This window comes from Geobacillus vulcani PSS1 (assembly GCF_000733845.1).
Taxonomy (GTDB): domain Bacteria; phylum Bacillota; class Bacilli; order Bacillales; family Anoxybacillaceae; genus Geobacillus; species Geobacillus vulcani.
The window spans coordinates 3321608-3341532 of record NZ_JPOI01000001.1 but is presented as its reverse complement, the minus strand read 5'-3'; the positions used below and the strand labels follow the sequence as shown (position 1 = coordinate 3341532).

Below are 19925 nucleotides of genomic sequence, written 5' to 3'. Positions count from 1 at the left end.
TCTCTAAAAAACAGCTATAATGGCAATAAGGAGATTGGGCAGAAAGCGAGAGTTGCCGTGTGAAATGGTTTTTCCTTTTTTTGTTTTTCTTGATTGGATTGTATTATTTTGTGCCAAGCTCGCCACCCCCGAGCCCCCCGGAGCAGCCAGAGACGAATAGATACATGTTGAAAGAGCCGAAGGCGACGGTCGGCATGGTGGCATTGATCGGGCAATCGGCGCAAGAGGCGAAAAAACGGCTTGGGGCTCCAAACCGAATCGACCCGTCAGCTTACGGATATGACTGGTGGGTGTACAGCCGTCGGCCCGAGTCATACGTGCAGATTGGCATCTTGCGCGGCCGCGTTGTCACCGCCCTTGTCGGCGGAGAGAAGGTGAACGTTGAACCATTTGCGGTCGGCCAGCGGCTGCAAACGATTTTCCAGACGATGCCGGTGCTATCGAACATTGAGATTAAGCTAGGCAGTGGGACATACCGATTTGAGCTGTCTGAACAAGATTACTCGTCAAGGCCGGTTGTCAAAGTCGGCAGCGTCTACGCTCAGCTGTATGTTGACCGCTTTACTGGCGAGGTGGCGGCTATCCGCTTGATGGATGCGGAAACGTTCGTCAAGTTGCGGCCGTACGAGCTCGTTTACCGCGGCAGCCTGCCAGCGGCCGCGCCGCTTTCGGAAGAAAAGCAACAAGCTGTGAATGCAGCCAACGCGAAGCAAATTTTTGACTGGACGAATTTGATCCGCCGGCGCCACGGGCTTTCCTCTCTCATGTGGGATGACAAGGCCGCCGCCGCTGCCGAAAAACATAGCCGAGATATGCATGATCACCGGTTTTTCTCCCACGAATCGCCGCAGTATGGCGATTTATCGAAGCGGCTTGGCGCGCTTCACATTCCGTTCCGGCTTGCTGGGGAAAATATCGCCGCCCATCAAGTCGATGGCGTCGAGGCGACCATCGGATGGCTGAACAGCCAAAACCATCGGAAAATTATGTTGAACGAAGAGTTCACCCGCTTGGGCGTTGGCGTCTACGCTGATTACTATACGCAAAACTTCTTGACGCCGCTCTAAAAATTGGGCGCACCTCTGCGTGCTGGATGCGATATGATATGGCAGATAGGCATGAGTGGACGAAAGGGATGAGAACCGCCATGGTCAAGCCTCTGCATCCTTCCGTTGAACAGTTTAAACAGTTTGTGAAAAAACATCCAAAAATCATCCAAGAGGTGCGCAGTGGCAAAAAGACGTGGAAACAAGTGTATGAGGATTGGTATTTGTTCGGGGAAGACGATGATATATGGAAGCCGTATCGGGAAACAAACGGTGCGACAAAAGAGGAAGAAAAAGGAACGAACAAATGGCTCGATAAGCTCGCGGCCATGCTTGGACAGATCGATGCATCCGATGTGCAAAAACATTTGGCGAACGTCCAGCAGGCGATCGCGGCGATCCAAAGCATTCTTTCTGAATTTCAAGGGGCTGGTCAGGAACAAAGAAACAAAGAAGCGCATCCGTTTTCGTTCCGCAAAGATTAAAGGGTGGTGGCGATGAGGAAAGATGTATGGCAATATGTGCAAGGAACACCGATGTTGCGCGCGTTTTTGCGCGAACAGCCGCGCTGGTACCGGCTCCTTGCCCGCCGTCCGCATGAACTGTCGGCGTTCCAATTGGCCGCCTTGCGCCACTATGAGCTAACGATCCCTGATAAAGTAGGAAAAATATCCCAATCATTGCAAATGGCGTCGCTTATGTGGCAAATGTTTAAAGCCATGCGTGACTAATCGGGCGGCCAATGGCAAAGACTAGTTTCGAAAGGGAGTGATGTCTTTGCCAAAGTGGTTCGCATGGTTTGCGGGCGTCATATTGCTTGCGGCGTATGCCTTCTTTGAGACAGCGCCGTCGCCCTCCGTTCATGCCGAAGCGGTGGGCGGTGCGCTTCAGGTGAAGCATGAAGTGAAAGGAAGTGACGTACTCATTGAGTGTGTTGCCGTCCACTTTCCTTTCCGCAAAGGGAGCGGCGGTGGACACATTAATGTCTATGTCAACGGGCAAAAAATGACGGAAGTATACACGGCTGCCTTTATCGTGCGCGGTTTGCCGAGCGGGAAACATACTATCCGTCTTGAGCTCGTCTACAATGATGGGAAAGCAACCGGCATGACGCACGAATTTGACGTCGCCATCCAATAGAGATGACGACGATCGTTGAAAAGATGAACAGGGCGATTCAGCACAGCCTGGATCGCCTTTTTTGTCTGTCTCTTTCCTTCCCATTTTCTTTTCATTCATGGTATGATGGATAATGGAGGTGCCATTTGGTGAAGATTGCGACTCTCGAGCGCATCGAGATTTTAGATAAAGCAGAAGCGTTGGCCAAAATGATTGTCGAGTCGGACGTGGCGGACGAATACCGCCGCGCCTTTTGGCGGCTGAAGCAAGACTCCCGCGCCCAGCAGCTCATTGCTCGCTTTGTCAAACTGAAGGAGCGCTACGAAGAAGTGCAGCGCTTCGGGAAATACCATCCTGATTACCGCGACGTGATGAAAGAAGTGCGCGAAGCGAAGCGGGAGCTCGATTTGCATGAGACGGTCGCCGCCTTTAAGGAGGCGGAGAAGGCAATGCAAGAGTTGCTTGATGAGATCAGCGTGCTGATCGGCAAAGCGGTATCGGAACATGTGAAAGTACCGGCCGGAAATCCATACTTTTTGTCGGCGGGTTGTTCCGGTGGCTGCGGGGCGGGCGGAAGCTGCGGCTGCCGCACATAAAAAAAGGGGAAGGGACTATGTTTCCAAAACGGCAAGGGATTATCGTCTGGCTTCATTCGCTGAAATATGGGAAACAGTTGCGCAAGTTCGGCAACATTCATTACATTTCCAAACGGCTGAAATATGCGGTTCTGTATTGTGATATGGAGCAAGTCGACCATGTAATGAAAAAGCTCGCCTCGCTTCCATTCGTCAAGCGGGTCGAGCCGTCGTACCGCCCATTTTTAAAACTGGAATTTGAATCGAAAGGGGAGAAGGAAAAAGACTCCCCCTATCCGCTTGGATGAAAGAAAACAGCGGGTCGAAAAACAGCCAGCACCGGCTTTTCGGCCCGCTGTTTCTTTGTTTACTGAAGCGGCGGGATGAAGCGATTCATCCGCATAATGCCGATCAAATGATGGTAATATAAGTCGAGTTCGGCGAACATCGTCGATGGCTTAACATCAAGGTGAATGACGTCCATGCCCAGCTCTTTTGCCGTTTCCATAAACAGTTCGTACCGTTTGTTCGGCTTGACGGACGGATCGGGAATGCCTTCACGGCAAATGTAAAGCGGTTGGAAATCACCGGGGTCCGTCGGATGAAGGACAACGACCAAAGAGACGACCGCATGGCCTTTTTTCACCGTATGGAAGGCAAAGAAGCCGGATAAACGGTGGCGGTTGGCCTTCGCCAATTCAATCAGCTCGTATATATCGGAATATCCTTCGCCAAGTTCGATGAATCGTTGGATCATGAACAGCTCCCCCTTGCTGTTTTTTGTCCTCATCGCCCCGATGCCTCTAGGCATATCGATCAGGAGCGAATCCGACCGCAAGAATGCTTTGCGGTGTTCGCTGGGACGACGAGGGTGGAGTTTTTGAAGAACGTTTGACATTGCCCAAGCCTCGTCCACCCTTAACTTTACCGGCCATCCTCACGAATTGCAATAAAAAAACCTTGCGGCAATGAACCCGCAAGGTCCTTTCCAGTTCCTTGCCTCCGCGCACAGCGAAACAAGGATCGGAAAGAATAAAGAAAAGGGAGAGGAGAAACCGGAGGAAGAACTTATGGGGAAACGTAAGTCTTCTCCGTCACTGGCAACAACGCATCCAGCGTGTTGCCATTACTCATTATGGACCGTTTGCCGATTTCTATACATGAATCGCGAAAAAAATCCTTAGTTTGACGATCATCAACTTTATGGTAAGATTACCATGAAAACAACGAATCAAAGGGATGACAGAGACACCTTGAAACAGTGAATTGGGTGAAAGCGATGAGAGTCATTTCCGGAACATGCAAAGGACGGCGTCTGCAAGCGGTTCCAGGGATGTCGACGCGGCCGACGACCGATAAAGTCAAAGAGGCGATATTTAATATGATCGGGCCATATTTCTCAGGCGGCAACGGTCTTGATTTGTTTGCTGGCAGCGGCGGCTTGGGCATCGAGGCGCTCAGCCGTGGAATCGAGCGCGTCATTTTCGTCGATCATGACAGGAAAGCAGTGCAGACGATCCGAAAAAACGTGGCGGCCTGCGGGCTTGAGAAGCGGGCGGAAATTTACTGCAACGACGCTGAGCGGGCGCTGAAGGCGGTAGCGAAGCGCGGCCTCCGCTTTGCAGTTATTTTCCTTGATCCGCCGTATAAAGAGCAACAGTGGCCGACGTTGCTGTCGTCGATCGCCGAGCGTCAGTTGTTGGAGCCGCACGGCGTCGTCGTCGCTGAACACTCGGCGGAGGCGCAGCTGCCGGAAAAGGTGGGCGGCCTGACGGAATGGAAGCGGGAAACATACGGCATCACTGGTGTGACGATTTATAGATGGGAAGGGGATGGAAGCCATGGCGAGCATTGCGGTTTGCCCGGGGAGCTTTGACCCTGTGACGTACGGGCATTTGGATATTATTAAACGGGGAGCGAAAGTGTTTGATCAAGTGTATGTGGCGGTGTTGAACAACTCGTCGAAAAAGCCGCTGTTTACTGTCGAGGAGCGGATCGAGCTGCTCCGTGAGGTCACGCAGACGCTTCCGAACGTCCATGTCGAAGCGTTTCACGGCCTGCTTGTTGATTATGCCCGCAGCAAAAAAGCGAATGCCATTTTGCGCGGCTTGCGCGCTGTGTCCGATTTCGAATACGAAATGCAAATTACGTCGATGAACCGCGTCCTCGATGAAAACATTGAAACGTTTTTTATGATGACGAACAGCCAGTATGCGTTTTTAAGCTCGAGCATCGTCAAAGAAGTGGCGAAATACAACGGCGATATTTCTGAGCTGGTGCCCCCGGTTGTGGAGCAGGCGCTGAAGCGGAAATTTGCGTCCACAGCGGCTGATTGACGCTTCCTTATGGAAGCCGCTTGAGCGGGTGTTGCAGTCGGCGCCGGCCCAGTTTTGCCGTCAAGGGCGGTTCATGGCCGGGGAGACGCAAATCGCCCCGCGATGGCTAATATAGACTTCCATGACGAAACATTTTCGTCACCATCGGAAGGATGAAAATGTCCTTATGTTGAATGCTGGAACTTTACGCATTTTGGAATTCGGGTATTTTCAGGATAGATGCCATTTGGAGCTTTCACATTCGTGGCTTTTACTGAGCGTTGGATCGATTGTCGAGCGACCGAACAACGCCGCTTTCCGCCCCATATACGGGTCTGTGAAGCGGGCGGTTGTTCGATCCCCCGTCACGCTTTGGCGTGACGGGGCAAGCCACAGGCTTGTTCCTCGACATTCGAGAAATGAATCAGCGACTTTTTCGTCAAGGATAGGGTAAACCTCTTCGTTGCATCTATATATAGGCGTATATATAGGCGCTGGCTGCCAAGAAGCTGGGTGCTCAAACGGCCTATGGACGCCCGCGCGATTCACTGGCCGCCTTGATGACGAGCCATATATACAGGCAAAGGAACAGCAGCGTCAGGAGTGGCCCATATTGTTGCAGCAGCCGCCAGCCTTCATTCCAAGCGTTTCCCGGGGCGGCGTGAAGAAACGCCGGAATGTTGGTTGGCACCCCGCCGGCTGTTTTGATGTACAACGGTTTCCAAAGCAAGTATGTAAAGGAAGCGGCAAACACTCCGTGCAGCAAGCGCGCGATGAAAAACGGCTGAAAGCGGATGTTCGCTTCGGCAAGAATGCTGGCGACTTGCGCTTGGACGGAAAAGCCGCCGAAAGCGAGGATGAAGCTTGTGGCCACTGCTTTTTCCATCAGCATCGCCTCATCGGTCTGACTGATCATTTGGCTGCCGAGTGTAATTTCAAACAAGCCGGAAAACACAGGGATGTCAAGCTGCTCCGGCAGCTGGGCAAGGCGGAGCAGATGGCGCAACAATGGGGCAAGCTGTTCGGTCAAATGCATCATATACAGAAGTTTATTCATAACCGAAAAGAGAATAATAAAACCGCCGATCATTAACAGTGTTTGGACAGAAGAGCGCACGGCGTCGCCAAGAAGTTTGCCAAGCGGCTGTTCGTTTTTCAGTCGCGTGCGATGCAGGGTGCGCAGTGCATACGGGAGTGAAAATGAGCGTGGCTGCCGCTTCGATTGCTCCTGCTCTTTTCGGATGCCGTGAAAGCGCATGATCAGCCCAACGCTAATGTTTCCTAAATAGTGGGAAACGGCCAGCACAAGGCCGAGTTGCGGGTTGTTGAAAAATCCCGCTGACACGGCCCCAAAAATAAAAAGTGGGTTGGACGAATTGGTGAACGATGAGAGCCGTTCGGCTTCAATTGTCGTCAGCTGTTTTTCCTGATACAGGCGGGCAGTCAGCTTGGCTCCAGATGGGTAGCCGGACGCCATTCCCATGGCCCAGGCGAATCCGCCGACGCCTGGGACGCGAAACAACGGACGCATGAACGGCTCGAGCAAGACGCCGAGGAAGCTGACGACTCCGAAGCTGATGAGCAGCTCCGAGACGATGAAAAATGGCAAAAGCGATGGAAAGACGACCTCCCACCACATATTTAAACCACGAATGGACGCTTCAAGCGACTGTTTTGGATAGCAAATGAGCGAAAACGCAAACAAGGTGGCGGCGGAAGCGAGCAATACGGTTTTCCATTTCGCTCCCCAATTTTGTTTCACTTTTTTCCCCCCTTTTTTGCCGCGCGGCTTCGCGTGGTACAACCTCATATACCCTAATATACGAGTATAGGGGGGCGTTTTAGACCATAAGATGAAAGCGGATAGCGCTGCGACAAAGGAGGGGGAGGCGTGCCGCCAAAAGTCGGATTGGCGCTCGGGTCGGGAGGAGCGCGCGGGTTCGCCCATCTTGGGGTATTGAAGGTGCTCGAGGAGGAGCATATTCCAATTTCCTATTTGGCCGGCAGCAGCATCGGTGCGCTCGTCGCCGTCCTTTACGCAAGCGGCCATGGCCTCCATCGTCTCTATCGGTTGGCTCAATCGTTTCGACGCAACGATTTTCTTGACTGGACGGTGCCGAAAATGGGGCTGATCGCTGGCGAGCGCATCACGCAGTTTATTCGCTTGTTGACGAAAGGGAAACGAATCGAGGAGATGTCCCCGCCCGTGGCTGTTGTCGCCGCTGATTTGCAGACGGGGGAGAAAGTCGTGTTTCGACAAGGGGAAGCAGCCCAGGCGGTGCGGGCAAGCATCTCGATTCCTGGCATTTTTGTGCCGGCGGAAGTGAATGGTAGGCTGCTTGTCGACGGCGGGGTCGTCGACCGTGTGCCGGTGTCGGTCGTCCGGGCGATGGGAGCGGATATTGTCATTGCCGTCGATGTCTCTCCGCTCAACACCAAGGCGGAAATTGCGTCGATCGTCGATGTCATTTGGCAGAGTCTCGATATTTTGCAAGCGGAACTGGTCGCTCACCGTCAGGTCGCCTCAGATGTTATGATCCGGCCGCGAGTCGAACAGTATAGCTCGCGGGCGTTCACGGAGATTGAGGAAATCATCGCTCGCGGGGAAGAGGAAGCGCGGAGGCAAGTGGGAGCGATCCGTCAAGCGATCGAACAGTGGAAGGAGCCATCACACGAATGAAGAAACGGACGTATATTGCCCTGTTTTTCTTTGGCGCCGCCCTCACCTTTTTGCTCATTTTTATGAAGCTGCCGTATTACGTGACGATGCCGGGAAGCGCGCAAAGTTTAAAGCCGCTCGTTCACGTGGAAAACGGCGACCGCGATCAGGGAACGTTTATGCTTACGACGGTGCGGATGGGGCGGGCGAACGTGGTGTCGTATTTGCTCGCCCATATCCGTCCGTTTTATGAGCTGCATCCGGTCGAGGAAATCAAGCAGGAAGGGGAGAGCGACAAGGAATATACGATGCGTCAGCTTGAGCTCATGGAACAGGCGAAGGAAGCGGCGATTATCGTCGCTTATCGCCACGCCGGAAAACCGGTGTCGTATGAACCTCATGGCGTTTATGTCATGAGCGTCCTCCCTGATATGCCGGCCGCCGGCCGTCTAGAGACCGGCGACCGCATTGTTGCCTTGGACGGAAAGCCGCTCGGCACATCGGAGCAAATGGTCGACTATATTCGAGGGAAAAAGGCGGGCGACCGCGTCCGCGTTGCGTTCATCCGCGGCGGGAAACGACAGGAGACGGAGATTTCATTGAAGCCGTTTCCGCAGCATCCGAATCAAGTCGGCCTTGGGGTCATGCCGATGACGGATTATGACGTCCATACCGATCCGCCCATCAAGGTCGATTCCGAACAAATCGGCGGACCGTCGGCTGGGCTCATGTTTTCTTTGGAAATTTACAATCAACTCGTTCCCGAAGATATTGCCAAAGGCCATAAAATTGCCGGCACCGGAACGATTGATCTTGACGGAAACGTCGGCCCGATCGGCGGCATTTCGCAAAAAGTCGTGGCGGCTGACCGCGAAGGAGCTGAGGTGTTTTTTGCGCCGAACGAACATGGTGCGCCGACGTCGAACTATCGCGAGGCGGTGCGGACGGCGAAAAAAATCGGGACGCATATGAAAATCGTCCCGGTCGATACGTTTGACGAGGCGGTTCGTTATTTGCGCTCGATGCCGGAAACGTAAATGGGCGCCGTGGCGTATTCTTCTTTCAGCACGGCGCTGTAGAGCGGCTCCGGAAAAGCGGCGGCGTACACAGCTGCCGCTCTTTTTTCTTGCTCATAAAGAGGGTCGCCGTTGAGTTTGGACGCTCTAGCGACGAGTGGGAGCGCGGCGCTTTTTTTCACCTGATTTAAGTAGCGGCGGCCGGTTTCACTCATGCCGAGCAGCCGGATATAGGTCGGGTTGGCCGCTTTGGCCTGCTCCTCCTTTGTGAAATTCGTCAACACATGTGCGCATAGGCGTTGCAGCCTTGTCCAGGTGTATCGCTTCGTTTTGACAGCGGCGATGAAGGCGGCAAACGTTTCGGCGTGGGGGATGTGTTGCTTCAGCCGGTGTTCAATCCCTTCCTCCACGCCGGCGATGCGGCGCAAGTCGGCCTCTGTGGCGGTCAACAGCCGATATTTTAGGAGCGGAAAATACACTTCCCAATCGTGAAAGCGCCCGTATGTCTCCCGGTATTGGCGGAGTTGTTCGAGCGCAGCGGGCGGAACGTATGCCGCGATCGACTCAAGCTGTCCGGTTTGTCGCAATGTTTTTCGCAGGCTGGTGGCGCTCGCAATCGACGGGTGGGAAAATGATTCGTCATGATAGCCGGCGGCCAGCCGCGGAATCGTGCGCGGCATAATCGCCAGCTTGTTTTGCCAAATGGCTTTCACATACGCAAAACCAAGCACGTTGTTTGGCTGCGACAAATCAAGCGGAGCGGCGTCGAACTTTTGCCACGCTTCAGCGGCGGCTTTCGGAAAGCTTTGTCCGCGCGCCAGCCCGGTGCGGATGAGGGAATCGAACGTTTCCTTCTGTTCAAGCCACGTTTCCACCGCGGATAAAAAAGCGGAAATTTCCCCCGATTCGCTGCCAAAGCAAAGCTCTTGGCAGCCGATGGCTGCAAGCAGCTGCACCGCCCCATGTGCGAACTGTTCAGCCGCTTGCACAGCGAAGACGTACGGCAGCTCGATGATCACATCCACGCCGGCGGCAAGCGCCATTTTCGCCCGCGCCCATTTGGAGACGATGGCCGGCTCACCGCGCTGCAAGAAGTTTCCGCTCATGACGGCGATCAAACAGTCCGCTCCTGTCTTTCGCCTCGTTTCGTTCAAATGGTGGAAATGACCGTTGTGAAACGGGTTGTATTCCACAATCACGCCGACGACTTTCACTTTTTTTGCTCCTTTCATGACGATTCGCGCGGCTTGGCCGCAATGAAATGGCTCTCTATTTCTATCTGAACTTAGTATGGAGTATACGACGGTGAAGATCAACGGCAACATGTGGGGAGGACATCAAAAAAAACGAAGCGGCCGACCGTTTTCCGCTGTCCGCGCGCCAACCGTGCATGCTGGGAGTGGCATTTGGAAATGATGGGAGTATGCCGTTCTTTTCCCAAGGAGTGAGTGGTTGTAAAGAAAAAACATTGACAAAACTAGAAACGAAACGTATAATTTTATTCGTTGCCTTGAGGTGATCATATGAAATGGACGGTCCAACAGCTTCGCCGTTTTCAACATAAGGAAATGGCGATTGATGAGACAGTCGATGTGTCCGATTTAAAACAAATTGACACGTTGATCCGCGATATTTCGCCGGTGCATGTCCGAGGAAAAGCGGATGTCGGATCGACAAAATTCACGTTTCATTTGACGTTGTCCGGAACGATGGTGTTGCCTTGTTCGCGGACGCTTGTCGATGTGACGTATCCGTTTTCCATTCAGACGACGGAGACGTTTTTTGCGGATGGCAGCGGCATTGTGAAGACCGATGAGGACACCCATATGGTGGCGGGGGACACGATTGATTTGAATCCCATCATCCGCGAGTTGATTTTGCTTGAAATTCCGTTGCAGCTTATCGCTGAAGGACCGGTTGCCGGCGGAGCGCCGCAACATGGCGAAGGATGGGACGTTCTGTCGGAAGAAGAATGGGAGAAAGCGATGCAAGAGCGGGAAAAGAAAGTAGATCCTCGCCTTGCAGGGCTGGCCAAGTTTTTCGAGGAAAAACGAGACGAATGATCGTGAGTCGGCGTTGCCGGCCGATGGCGCAAATATTGCGCACCGTCCGGCAGCCGCCTTGTGTGCCGGCGGACGGCGGCCTCGGGGCTGATTGATCCACCGGCATGGATATGCTCAATGCGCCCGACAAGGAGGTGGGAATGATGGCAGTACCTTTTAGAAGAACATCGAAAACGAGAAAACGGCTGCGCCGTACGCACTTTAAACTGCAAGTGCCAGGCATGGTGCAATGCCCGAACTGCGGTGAATGGAAATTGGCGCACCGCGTCTGCAAAGCATGCGGAACATACAAAGGAAGAGATGTCGTCAACAAATAATGGCCGACATCGAACGACAGGCTGTCCGAAAACAGGACAGCCTTTTTGATTGTCTGCAAACACGAGTGTTGATGATCCATTATTTTACTAAAAAACAGAGAATCATATGGCTGAACACAAGTGTTTCTGCCTCTTTCCTCGAACAAGAACACCGGCGGGAAAATGGCGTTTGCCCATAAAGCGTTCTTGTTCGAGGAGGGCATGCCGTCATATGCCCAGCCGGCAGGCGGACGCTTGCCGACCACAGCAGAAAAGCTGAGAAACAGAGCCTTCCCAACTGGTTTTTATTGGCTCATCTACACGTTTGGTCTGCAAAAAAATCAACGCCATTCGTCCAGGCGGCAGTTTTTTTCGTCGTGAGGCAGGAAATTGAAGAGCCCGCGCCCAATTCATTGATGAAGAAAGGAGAGACGCGCTGATGGAAGCAAGGTTGGAGCATCATGACGGCATTGCGCTGTTTACAATTTGCCGTCCAGAGAAACGGAATGCGATCAATTTTGCCGTGATGGAGGCGCTTGAGGAGGCGATGGAACAGGCGGCGACTGATCCACAAGTGAAAGTGTTCGCCATTACTGGCTCTGGCAGCGAAGCGTTTTGTTCCGGCGGCGATTTGAGCGAGTTTGGGCATTTGCGCGGCACGGAGGCAAGACAGATGCTCATGCGCATGGGAGAGCTGCTGTACAGGCTGCTGACGTTTCCGAAGCCGACGGCCGCCCTTGTCAATGGAACGGCGATGGGGGGCGGCTGCGAGTTGGCGACTGCTTGCGATTTTCGCTTTGCCAAAGAAGGAAGCCGGATCGGATTTGTACAAGGCCGACTTGGCATTACGACCGGCTGGGGAGGAGCGTCGATGCTGTTTGCCAAACTTCCGTACGGGCGGGTGCTTGACTTATTGTTGCGTGCCGAGCCCATGACGGTGGAGGCGATGGAAGCGTGCGGTTGGGTTGACGCTATCCTACCAGCCGAACATTGGCGGGAACAATGGCGCGAACGGCTGGCGTCATATGCAGAGCGGCCGCTTTCCGTCTTGCAGGCATATAAGGCCACAGCCGGCGAAAAATGGCGAACCGCTTGGTTTCGCGAGCAGTTTTTCGCCGAGATCGCCCGTTGCGCCGAGCTGTGGGGGTCGGCCGAACATGAACAGGCATTGCGTCTTTTTTTGCGTAAGAAGTAATTTTTCCTTCTACCGTTTCTACTAGCCGCATACATATAATGACAAAGCGGCGATAAGGGGGGAAGGGGATGACGGGGGTGCGTCAAGACGCATGGACGAAAGAAGAGGATGAGTTGTTAGCGAATGTCGTGCTTCAGTATATTCGCGAAGGCGGCACCCAGCTGGAGGCGTTTGCTGAAGTCGGGCGGCGCTTGTCGCGGACAGCCGCGGCGTGTGGATTTCGCTGGAATTCGTGCGTTCGCAAGCAGTACAAGGAGGAGATCGAGCAAGCCAAGCAAGAACGGAAGATGCGAAAAAAAGAAAACGCATCCGCAAAGGAAAGCGAGGGGCAGACGAAGGTGGAAACGGCAGTCAAAAGCCATTTGTCATGGACGGAAGTGCTGGCCTTTTTGCAAGCTGAGGAGCAAAAGGCGCGTGACGCCCGACGGACGGCCGATGAAAACCGCGCGCTCAAAAACGATATGGAGCAGCTGCAGCAAATGGTGACGAAGTTGCAAATGGAAAAAGAAGCGTTGCAAAAACAACTGGCTGCCATCCAGGAGGAGTATAAAACGCTGCTTTCCATTATGGAGCGGGCGCGCAAAATGGTGACAGACAGCGGGAAACCAGCGGCGAATGCAGTGGCTGAAGGCGCCGACGGAGGGTAAGGGCTGGCTTTTCGCCGGCTTTTTTTCTTAACGGAAGAAGAAGATCTCTGCTAAAATAAGGCTAACGCCATGTTGCAAGAAAGCGGGGGAGAAGGGGTGAACATCGGGATTGTCGGCGGCGGAGCAGTCGGATTGCTGCTCGCCGCTTATCTTGGGCGGCGCCATGAGGTGACGGTCTATACGAGGCGTCCGTCCCAAGCAAGGCAGCTTGCCGAGCATGGAGTGGCGCTGAAAAAAGAGGGCGAAACCTCGGTCGTGGCGGTGCGCGCGCAGCCGTTTGCCGGGGCGGAGCTGGACGAGCGGCTCGTGTTTGTGACCGTCAAACAGTACGATCTCGCTTCCGTCTGTGCGCAAATCGACGCGTTTCGCCGCGTTCGTACGCTCGTTTTTTTGCAAAACGGCATGGGGCATCTCGAGCAGTTGACGGTGTTTGCTGACAAAAATGTTCTCGTCGGCGTCGTGGAGCATGGCGCCATGAGGCTGGATGATCGGACGGTGGCGCATACGGGCGTCGGAAAGCTGACACTTGCTTCCCGCTATGGTTCACTTGGCGACGCTCGGGAGCTTCGGGAAGGGGAGCGCGGCTTTCCGATTGAATGGGCGGACGATTGGGAGCGCATTCTTGTGGACAAGCTTGTCGTCAACGCCGTCATCAATCCGCTCACCGCTCTATTGCAAGTGAAAAACGGGGCGTTGCTAGAGACGGCTTCGTACCGCGATATGATGAGGCAACTGTTTGATGAGGTGCAGCACGTGCTGCCGCTTAAAGACGCTAATCGGGCGTGGGAGCGCGTCGTCCGCATATGCCAAAAAACAGCAGACAACTATTCGTCGATGTATATGGACTTAGCGAACGGGCGCCGGACGGAGATTGACGCCATTTTGGGCTATGTGTTGAAACAAGGGGAGGCGCGCGGCGTTGCGCTGCCGGTCGTCCGCTTTGTCTTTTCCGCGGTGAAAGGGAAGGAAGGGGGAGAGGCGGATGGGTGATTGGCTCGCTTCGATGCTGGCGACGTTTGTGACCGCGCCGCTTCTGCTGTTTTTGCTCGTCTACTTCGGAGCACGCTTGGTCAGCAGGCGGAAGCGGGCAGCGTTTTACGCCGCGGTCAACGCCGCGACTGCCTTTTTCATTGCTGCTGTCTATTTTTTGCTCGCCGTGTTGTTTGGAAAATCGTACTTCGTTCCTCTTCTTCTCTTTTTGTTTGGTCTGCACGCGGCGATCGCGCTTGGCTATTGGCGGACAAAAGCGGACTTTCGTTTGCGGACGGTGTTCCGCGTCTTTTGGCGGGCGAGTTTTCTCATTTTTGCCTCCCTTTACGCCGGGTTGCTTGTATACGGCATGGCCATGCGCGTTGCTATGAGCCTTTAGAGCGGCCGAGCAAGCCTTTTTTCTCTCGGGGCCAAACGTGCTATACTCATGAAAGAATACATAGGAAAGGGAGTTTTCGCCATGGACGTTCGCGAGATTCCGCTGCCGGCGGCAACGAAGCTGGCGGCTGATTACATAGCCGGCGTGTTTCCCATCGAGAGTGGTTTTGCCTATGCCTGGACGGATGATGAGGCGTTTTGCCGGCGGTTGTCGCATTTGCAAAGAAGAACGTATGATCGGCGCGGGCTGGCCGACTACTTGCACGCCTACCACCGCCGCTTTTTTGCGAGTCCAGCCACGATGGCCAATATCGACAAGCTGCGCGATGAGCGAAGCGTCGTCATTGTCGGCGGGCAGCAAGCCGGGCTGTTGACTGGGCCGCTGTATACGATTTATAAGATCATCACCATCATCCAGCTTGCCAAAGAGCAGGAGCGGAAACTGGGTGTGCCGGTCGTGCCGCTGTTTTGGATCGCCGGCGAAGATCATGACATCGCGGAAATCGATCATGTCTATGTCATTGAGGAAGGAGAAGTAAAAAAAGCGGCGTACCCACATAAAACGAATGAGAAGCGGATGGCTGCCGATGTACCGCTGGATTGGATGGCTGCGAAAGAGTGGATCGAGCGCGTCGTCAAAACGTATGGGGAAACGGATGTGACGAATGAGCTGCTCTCCTTTTTGTCATCGTGTCTTGATGAGGGGCGCACGTTTGTCGACTTTTTTGCCGCCATTGTGCTTCGGTTGTTCGCTGATCACGGCCTAGTTGTGTTGAACGCTGGCGATGCGGCGGTGCGGCCGCTTGAGCGCCGCTTTTTCGCTGCGCTCATTGAACGCCATCGCGACGTGACGGCTGCGGTGCTCGCTCAGCAAGAGGCGCTGCGCGCGCTCGGATATGCGCCGCTGATTGAAATCGGGTCCGATGCGGCCAACTTGTTTTATTACGACGGCCGTGAACGTTCGCTTTTGCAGTATGATGAGGAGCGCGGCCTGTTTCGCAATAAAGCGGGAACTCTCGTTTGGACAAGAGAAGAGCTGCTTGAGCTTGCCGAAACGAATCCGGCCTGTTTCAGCAACAATGTCGTCACCCGCCCGCTCATGCAAGAGTATTTGTTGCCGACGCTCGCTTTCATTGCCGGCCCGGGGGAGATTGCTTATTGGGCGGAATTGAAAGAGGCGTTTCCGCTTTTCGGCCTAGAAATGCCGCCGGTCGTGCCGCGCCTGCAGGCGACGATCGTCAGCCGTTCGCTGCAAACCGACCTATCCGATATCGGACTTGAGGTGGCTGACGTACTGAACGGGCGGCTTGATGAAGCCAAGCGGAAGTGGCGGGAGACGACCACCCAAGCGCCTCTTGCTTCGGCGTTTTCCAAAGCGAAGGCGGACATTGACGCGGCCCACCGTCCGCTCCGTGAGCTTGGGGTGGCGATCGACCGCGGATTGGAGAGATTGGTGGCGAAAAATGCCGCCATCATTCAGGCGCAAATCGAGTTTCTTCAGCACGCATTTGAGCGGTCGCTGTTGCGCAAACATGAGACGGAATGGCGGAAATTTTGGCGCATCGAGACGTCGCTTCGGCCGAACGGCGCGCTCCAGGAGCGAGTTTGGAACGTGTTTTATTACATCAACCGCTACGGATTTGATTTTGTAGAAAAACTTTTGGCTATTCGCAGTCCTAGCAACGGAATGCATAAAATTGTATATATGTGAGGCTTTTTCAAAGAAAAAGTCGAAAAGAAACATCCTGCTTTGAGCAGGATTTTCTTTTTTGTGAAATGAATTGTAAAAAAACAATGGTTATTAAATGGAAATCAAAGTAAAGGGGTGAAGCCGCCAGGATGGCCGTGATTGGCCTGTCCGACAAAAAGAAACAAAAAAGGACGTTTTTTTACAAAAAAAGCTAAAATTTTGTCCATCTTTGCGATATAATAAGAAGGCGGCCACTGGCCGATGTGAGTGTGGTTGGAAGCAACGAAGGTGGTGGACATGTGTTTCGACATACAACAGTGCTGCTGAAAGAGGCGGTCGATGGGTTGAACATCCGCCCGGACGGCATATACGTCGATTGTACGTTGGGCGGCGGCGGCCATAGCGAATATTTGCTCTCCCGTTTGTCGGAACGTGGGAAGCTGTTTGCCTTTGACCAAGACGAAGCCGCCATCATGCATGCGCGCGAACGACTCGCCCGCTACGGCCAGCAAGTGCAGTTTGTACACCGGAACTTCCGGTTTTTGCAAGAGGAGCTTTCGGCGCTTGGCGTCAAGTCCGTCGACGGCGTCTTGTTTGATTTGGGGGTTTCTTCGCCGCAGCTCGACGAACCCGAGCGCGGCTTCAGCTATCAGCACGATGCGCCGCTTGATATGCGGATGGACCGCAAGCAACGGCTGACGGCGGCGGAGATTGTCAACCGCTGGCCATACGAGGAGCTCGTCCGCATCTTTTTCCGTTACGGCGAAGAGAAGTTTTCCAAACAAGTAGCGCGCAAAATCGAGGAAGTGCGCCGCACGAGGCCGATTAAAACGACGGGAGAGCTCGTTGATGTGATCAAGGAAGCGATTCCCGCCCCGGCGCGCCGCAGCGGTGGACACCCGGCCAAGCGCATTTTTCAAGCGCTCCGCATCGCGGTCAATGACGAACTTGAGGCGTTTCGCGAGGCGCTCGAGCAGGCGATCGAACTGCTGACATCCGGTGGACGGGTGAGCGTCATTACGTTTCATTCGCTTGAAGACCGCATTTGCAAAGAAACGTTTAAAAAGGCGAGCGAAAGTCCGCCATTGCCTCCGGGGCTCCCGGTTCTCCCCGACGATTATCGCCCCGTGCTGAAAATCATTACCAAAAAACCGATCGTTCCTTCCGAGGAAGAGCTCGAACGAAACCACCGCGCCCGTTCGGCCAAACTCCGCATTGCCGAAAAGCTGTAGATGACAAAAATAGCGGGGAAATACGATGAATTTCAATGCGGGCGCCGCCCATTGCGGCGAAAAACGAATGCATGGAGAAACAGGAGGGGAAAAATGTGAACGATGTGGCAATCAAAGTCGCGCGTGAACAACGACATCCGGCGGCACCGCCAAGTCCAAAGCCGCGGCGGAAGCAGCGCTTTCGCCTGTCGCTGGCTGAAAAGATGCTGTTTGTGTTGTTTTTCCTGTTTGTCTTCTATGCGGCGGTTCATACCGTCTCGAACCAAGTGCGCATTTACGAACTGAACAAAGAGGTGCAAAAGCTCGAGGCGTCGATTGACGAGCAGAAAAAGGAGAACAATGACTTATATGTCGAGGTGCAACGGCTGAGCGCATACGAGCGCATTTTGCAAAAGGCGAAAGAACTCGGTTTGTCGCTCAACGAAAACCATGTGAAAGTTGTGCAGGAATGATCGACGATGGAGGTAAGAAAGCATCGCAACACCCATCAGGGAGCGTTCATTCTGTTTTGCTTGTTCGGCTTCCTCTTTTCCCTGTTGTTCGCCCGCTTTGTGCAGCTTGAATGGACCGGCAAAGCAGACGGTCAAACACTGGCTGTGATCGCGGAGCGTCAGCATCAACAAACGCGGACGATCGAGGCGAAGCGTGGAACGATTTTCGATCGCAAAGGTTCCATTTTGGCTGAAGATGTGCCGTCGTATACCGTTGTGGCCATTTTGGATCCGAAGATGACAACCGATCCGGATCATCCGCGCCATGTGATCGATCCGAAAAAAACAGCGGAACAACTTGCCCCGTTGCTTGGCATGGACGCCGAGGCGATGGAACGCATTTTGACAAAAAAAGCGAAGCAAGTCGAGTTTGGATCCTACGGCCGCAACATCAGTTTTGAGCTGAAGCAAAAAATCGAAGCGCTCCATTTGCCAGGCATCGCTTTCATCCGCGACACGAGCCGGTTTTATCCGAACGGCATGTTTGCGTCGCACGTCATCGGCTATGCGCAAAAAAATGCAGCCAACGAAACAGTCGGCAAAATGGGAGTGGAAAAAGAGCTTGACCGGTATTTGCGTGAAGAAGACGGCTATGTGTCGTTTGCTGGCGACGTAAACGGCTTTCGCCTCCCCGGGGGGAAAGAGCGCATTGTCAAGCCGAACAATGGGGCAAACGTCTATTTGACGATTGACGGAAAGATTCAATCGTTTTTGGAAGATGCGATGAACAGCGTCGAGAAGCAATACAAGCCGAAAAAAATGATCGCCATCGTCGCTGATCCAAAAACAGGGGAAATTTTGGCGATGGCAACGCGTCCGAGCTTCGACCCAAACAAGCGTGATATTACGAACTTTTTAAATGACGCCATTTCCTATCCGTATGAGCCGGGATCGACGATGAAAGTGTTCACGCTCGCGGCGGCCATCAACGAAGGGGTGTACAACGGCAATGAAACGTATCGCTCTGGTTCCTACAAAGTCGGGCCGAACACGATCCGCGACCATAACGATGTCGGCTGGGGGACGATCACATTTAACGAGGGGGTGCAGCGCTCCTCAAACGTCGCCTTTTCGATTTTAGTGAAAGAAAAGCTTGGCGAAGATCGGTTTTTGCAATATTTGCACCGTTTCCACTTTGACCGGAAAACGGGCATCGATTTGCCGAACGAAGCGGTCGGGCAAATCCGCTATCGCTACCCGATTGAACGAATTACGACCGGATTCGGCCAAGGGACATCGGTGACGCCGATCCAGCAAATCCAAGCGGCGACGGCGATCGCCAACGATGGGAAAATGATGAAGCCGTATGTCATCGAGAAAGTTGTCGACCCAGACAGCGGCAAAGTCGTGATCGATCATGAGCCGACCGTGGTCGGCCAACCGATCACGGCGGAAACTGCGCGAAAAGTGCGTGACATTTTAGAGACGGTTGTCACGTCTGAGCACGGCACCGGCCGTCCGTACCAAATCAACGGCTACCGCGTCGCCGGCAAAACGGGGACGGCGCAAATTCCGTCGCCTTCCGGCGGCTATTTGACCGGACGGGAAAACTACATTTTTTCGTTTTTAGGCATGGCGCCGACAGATGATCCAAAGCTTCTCATGTATGTCGCTGTCCAACAGCCGCACCTGGATGTGACCGAAACGGGAGCGGCGCCGGTGTCGCAAATTTTTACGACGGTGATGAAAAGCAGCTTGCAATATTTGCATATTGAACCGACCGGAGAAAAACGAATGAAAGCAAAGACAGCCCAACCGCAGGCGCTTGATTCATGGATCGGCCAGCCGGCGGCTTCGGCAGCCAAGCAGCTGAAGGAAAAAGGATATGTGCCGGTTGTGATCGGCCGCGGCCAATATGTTGAGCAACAGCTTCCGCAAGGCGGCGATCACGTTCTTTTGGGGGAACGAGTTGTGTTGAAAACGGACGGGGCGGCAACGATGCCGGATTTGCGCGGCTTCTCGCTGCGCGACGCCATGAAAGTGGCTCGTATACTCGGCTTGCGGCCGAGCACGAAAGGGAGCGGTTATGTCATCAGCCAAAATATTCGTCCTGGAGCGGAGGTGCGCAAAGGCGATTATTTAATCGTTGAATTGACTCCGCCGAGCCAATGGGAGAAAGCGGTGGGGGAGAAGGAGAAAGAAGCAGCCGAGCGGAAAGAGGCTGAGCCGCACGAATGATTTTTGCCGTTCTATAACGGGGCGTACAAGCATAT

23 protein-coding genes are annotated in these 19925 nt (G+C 53.9%); 20 read left to right on the top strand and 3 right to left on the bottom strand.

The genetic code is table 11. The features are described 5' to 3' along the window. Positions 1–59: 59 nt before the first annotated feature. From N685_RS0117885 to N685_RS0117860, 6 genes are all read left to right on the top strand, one after another. On the top strand, positions 60–1067 hold the full coding sequence (locus N685_RS0117885) for a CAP domain-containing protein (RefSeq protein ID WP_031410556.1): 1008 nt from the start codon (positions 60–62) through the stop codon (positions 1065–1067). A gap of 80 nt (positions 1068–1147) precedes the next feature. After that, entirely contained in the window at positions 1148–1531 is a 384-nt protein-coding gene (locus tag N685_RS0117880) for a YlbD family protein (RefSeq protein ID WP_031410555.1), read from the top strand. 12 nt (positions 1532–1543) lie between these two features. Next, positions 1544–1777, top strand: coding sequence for a YlbE-like family protein (locus N685_RS0117875; RefSeq protein ID WP_031410554.1), 234 nt, complete (start codon positions 1544–1546; stop codon positions 1775–1777). Between the two features lie 40 nt (positions 1778–1817). Further along, positions 1818–2186 carry a hypothetical protein gene (locus tag N685_RS0117870; protein ID WP_031410553.1) on the top strand — a complete coding sequence of 123 codons (369 nt, stop codon included), beginning with the start codon at positions 1818–1820 and terminating at the stop codon, positions 2184–2186. 128 nt (positions 2187–2314) lie between these two features. Further along, positions 2315–2761, top strand: a complete 447-nt coding sequence (locus tag N685_RS0117865) for a YlbF family regulator (RefSeq protein WP_031410552.1) — start codon at positions 2315–2317, stop codon at positions 2759–2761. A gap of 17 nt (positions 2762–2778) precedes the next feature. Continuing rightward, positions 2779–3048, top strand: a complete 270-nt coding sequence (locus N685_RS0117860) for a YlbG family protein (RefSeq protein WP_011230596.1) — start codon at positions 2779–2781, stop codon at positions 3046–3048. 59 nt (positions 3049–3107) lie between these two features. Here N685_RS0117860 and N685_RS0117855 read toward each other — a convergent pair whose 3' ends face one another. After that, entirely contained in the window at positions 3108–3497 is a 390-nt protein-coding gene (locus tag N685_RS0117855) for a DUF7147 family protein (RefSeq protein WP_031410551.1), read from the bottom strand. 522 nt (positions 3498–4019) lie between these two features. Here N685_RS0117855 and rsmD point away from each other — a divergent pair. Next, on the top strand, positions 4020–4616 hold the full coding sequence (rsmD, locus tag N685_RS0117850; RefSeq protein WP_031410550.1) for a 16S rRNA (guanine(966)-N(2))-methyltransferase RsmD: 597 nt from the start codon (positions 4020–4022) through the stop codon (positions 4614–4616). Then, the gene (coaD, locus tag N685_RS0117845) at positions 4582–5076 is read left to right on the top strand and encodes a pantetheine-phosphate adenylyltransferase (protein WP_031410549.1); all 495 of its coding nucleotides are present in this window, start codon (positions 4582–4584) and stop codon (positions 5074–5076) included. The genes rsmD and coaD overlap by 35 nt, the downstream gene beginning before the upstream one ends. 505 nt (positions 5077–5581) lie before the next feature. Here coaD and ylbJ read toward each other — a convergent pair. Continuing rightward, positions 5582–6817, bottom strand: a complete 1236-nt coding sequence (gene ylbJ / locus N685_RS0117840) for a sporulation integral membrane protein YlbJ (RefSeq protein ID WP_031410548.1) — start codon at positions 6815–6817, stop codon at positions 5582–5584. Between the two features lie 129 nt (positions 6818–6946). Between ylbJ and N685_RS0117835 the strand changes: the two genes are divergently transcribed. Together N685_RS0117835 and N685_RS0117830 are read left to right on the top strand one after the other, a co-directional pair. Then, positions 6947–7735 carry a patatin-like phospholipase family protein gene (locus tag N685_RS0117835; RefSeq protein ID WP_031410547.1) on the top strand — a complete coding sequence of 263 codons (789 nt, stop codon included), beginning with the start codon at positions 6947–6949 and terminating at the stop codon, positions 7733–7735. Beyond that, positions 7732–8751, top strand: coding sequence for a SepM family pheromone-processing serine protease (locus N685_RS0117830; protein ID WP_031410546.1), 1020 nt, complete (start codon positions 7732–7734; stop codon positions 8749–8751). The genes N685_RS0117835 and N685_RS0117830 overlap by 4 nt, the downstream gene beginning before the upstream one ends. On the opposite strand, the gene N685_RS0117825 is transcribed toward N685_RS0117830, so the two are convergent. Continuing rightward, entirely contained in the window at positions 8724–9944 is a 1221-nt protein-coding gene (locus N685_RS0117825) for a nucleotidyltransferase (RefSeq protein ID WP_031410545.1), read from the bottom strand. The genes N685_RS0117830 and N685_RS0117825 overlap by 28 nt on opposite strands. Before the next feature lie 309 nt (positions 9945–10253). Between N685_RS0117825 and N685_RS0117815 the strand changes: the two genes are divergently transcribed. The 10 genes from N685_RS0117815 (at position 10254) to N685_RS0117760 (ending at position 19890) form a co-directional block, all read left to right on the top strand. Beyond that, positions 10254–10793 (top strand): YceD family protein, encoded by a 540-nt coding sequence (locus tag N685_RS0117815; protein ID WP_031410544.1) that lies wholly within the window; start codon positions 10254–10256, stop codon positions 10791–10793. A 143-nt stretch (positions 10794–10936) separates the two neighbouring features. Then, on the top strand, positions 10937–11110 hold the full coding sequence (rpmF, locus tag N685_RS0117805) for a 50S ribosomal protein L32 (RefSeq protein ID WP_011230605.1): 174 nt from the start codon (positions 10937–10939) through the stop codon (positions 11108–11110). Between the two features lie 418 nt (positions 11111–11528). Beyond that, the gene (locus tag N685_RS0117795) at positions 11529–12284 is read left to right on the top strand and encodes an enoyl-CoA hydratase/isomerase family protein (RefSeq protein ID WP_031410542.1); all 756 of its coding nucleotides are present in this window, start codon (positions 11529–11531) and stop codon (positions 12282–12284) included. A gap of 68 nt (positions 12285–12352) precedes the next feature. Then, positions 12353–12931, top strand: coding sequence for an RsfA family transcriptional regulator (locus N685_RS0117790; protein ID WP_031410541.1), 579 nt, complete (start codon positions 12353–12355; stop codon positions 12929–12931). Positions 12932–13000: 69 nt separating this feature from the next. Beyond that, positions 13001–13921, top strand: coding sequence for a 2-dehydropantoate 2-reductase (locus tag N685_RS0117785; RefSeq protein WP_031410540.1), 921 nt, complete (start codon positions 13001–13003; stop codon positions 13919–13921). After that, the gene (locus N685_RS0117780; RefSeq protein ID WP_031410539.1) at positions 13914–14300 is read left to right on the top strand and encodes a DUF3397 domain-containing protein; all 387 of its coding nucleotides are present in this window, start codon (positions 13914–13916) and stop codon (positions 14298–14300) included. Before N685_RS0117785 ends, N685_RS0117780 begins: the two co-directional genes overlap by 8 nt. Positions 14301–14381: 81 nt before the next feature. Further along, complete coding sequence (gene bshC, locus N685_RS0117775) at positions 14382–16010, top strand: bacillithiol biosynthesis cysteine-adding enzyme BshC (RefSeq protein WP_031410538.1); 1629 nt, start codon at positions 14382–14384, stop codon at positions 16008–16010. Positions 16011–16288: 278 nt separating this feature from the next. Then, positions 16289–17221, top strand: coding sequence for a 16S rRNA (cytosine(1402)-N(4))-methyltransferase RsmH (gene rsmH, locus N685_RS0117770; protein WP_031410537.1), 933 nt, complete (start codon positions 16289–16291; stop codon positions 17219–17221). A gap of 95 nt (positions 17222–17316) precedes the next feature. Next, positions 17317–17673, top strand: coding sequence for a cell division protein FtsL (gene ftsL, locus N685_RS0117765; protein WP_031410536.1), 357 nt, complete (start codon positions 17317–17319; stop codon positions 17671–17673). Between the two features lie 6 nt (positions 17674–17679). Next, positions 17680–19890, top strand: a complete 2211-nt coding sequence (locus tag N685_RS0117760; RefSeq protein WP_031410535.1) for a penicillin-binding protein — start codon at positions 17680–17682, stop codon at positions 19888–19890. The last annotated feature ends 35 nt before the right edge of the window (positions 19891–19925 follow it).